This is a genomic window from Kribbella sp. NPDC050281, from assembly GCF_040655855.1.
In the GTDB taxonomy this organism is placed as follows: Bacteria; Actinomycetota; Actinomycetes; order Propionibacteriales; family Kribbellaceae; genus Kribbella.
Genome location: NZ_JBFAKS010000104.1, coordinates 1 through 1,370 on the forward strand (window position 1 = coordinate 1; position 1,370 = coordinate 1,370).

The 1,370-nt window shown below is 71.5% G+C and carries 2 protein-coding genes; both read left to right on the forward strand.

Annotation, left to right across the window (positions count from 1 at the left end; all coding sequences use genetic code 11):
- Positions 1-125: 125 nt before the first annotated feature.
- The gene (locus tag AB0I34_RS44120; RefSeq protein ID WP_360458727.1) at positions 126-416 is read left to right on the forward strand and encodes a response regulator transcription factor; all 291 of its coding nucleotides are present in this window, start codon (positions 126-128) and stop codon (positions 414-416) included.
- 68 nt (positions 417-484) lie between these two features.
- Positions 485-1,370 (forward strand): TrkA C-terminal domain-containing protein (locus AB0I34_RS44125; protein WP_360458730.1); only part of this gene is annotated, 886 nt, incomplete at its 3' end.

Here is a 1,370-nt window from a genome sequence, read left to right on the forward strand (position 1 = left end):
GGTGTGTGAGTACCTGCGCCAGTACCACGTCCCCTTCGTGGCCGCGGGCCGCGACGAGGGCAAGCTCAAGAAGTCGATGGACTCCCACGTCGCCGCGCGACCTCATCGAGGCCTGCCGGGCGGCGATGCGCGGCGAGCCCTTCCTCTACCCCGGCGCCGTCACCGCGCTGATCCGTGACTATCTGCACCGCCACGAGCACGGCGATCCCCTGCCCGACAGCCTGCTGACCGCCCGCGAGGAGGAGATCGTCAAGCTCATCGCCGAGGGTCACTCCACCAAGGCCATCGCCGACACCCTGGTCATCAGCCCCAAGACCGTGGACCGCCACCGCACGAACATCCTGGCCAAGCTCGGCCTCAACGACCGCCTCGACCTGACCCGCTACGCCATCCGGGCCGGTCTGGTCGAGCCCTGACCCCGAGCGGCGATGTCGGGTATGGTGCGGCCCTGAATCCCGCTAACGATCAAGAACCGGAGACCCCCATGGTGATCGAGCAGACGGCGCTGCCGGGCATCGGGCTCAAACACGAGTTCACCTCCAGCGCGGGCCGCAGGATCGGGGTGGTCTCCCACCGCACCGGCCGCCGCGATCTGATCATCTACGACCCCGACGATCCCGACAGCGCCTGCGAGGACATCGTCCTGAACGACGACGAGGCCGACGCCCTGGCCGAACTCCTCGGCGCGCCCCGCATCGTCCAGCGGCTCAACCAGCTGCACAAGCAGGTCGAAGGCCTGGTCAGCGTCCAGCTGCCGATCACCGGCGACAGCCCGTACACCGACCGGCAGATGGGTGACGCCCGCGTGCGCACCCGCACCGGCGCCTCCATCGTGGCCGTCGTCCGCGCCGGCCGGGTCATCACCAGCCCCGCCCCCGACCTCGCCCTGCTGGCCGGCGACGTCATCGTCGTCGTCGGCACGGCCGAGTCCACCGCGGCGGTCGCCGAGATCCTCGCCGGCCGGCAGAACCTGGTCATGTTCGGCCGGCTGTTCGGGCTGGGCAAGGCCGCCGCCCGCGCCCGCGCCGACGAACTGCTCCGCTCGTTCGACCTCACCGAGGCGGCCGACCGGCCGGTCTCGACGTACTCCGGCGGGATGCGGCGCCGGCTCGACATCGCGGCGGGCCTGATCCTGGCCCCGGCGGTGCTGTTCCTCGACGAGCCGACCACCGGTCTCGACCCGCGGGCCCGCAACGAGGTCTGGACCACCGTGCGTGGGGTCGCCGCGCGGGGCACGACGGTGCTGCTGACCACGCAGTACCTGGACGAGGCCGACCAGATGGCCGACCGGATCTCGGTGATGAACCACGGCCGGGTCATCGCCTCCGACACCCCCGACGCGCTGAAGCGCCAGCTCGGCGGCGATCGCG

Coding starts and splice junctions, on each gene's coding strand:
- AB0I34_RS44120 (WP_360458727.1), top strand. CDS start 126: ATGCGCGGCGAGCCCTTCCTCTACCCCGGCGCCGTCACCGCGCTGATC.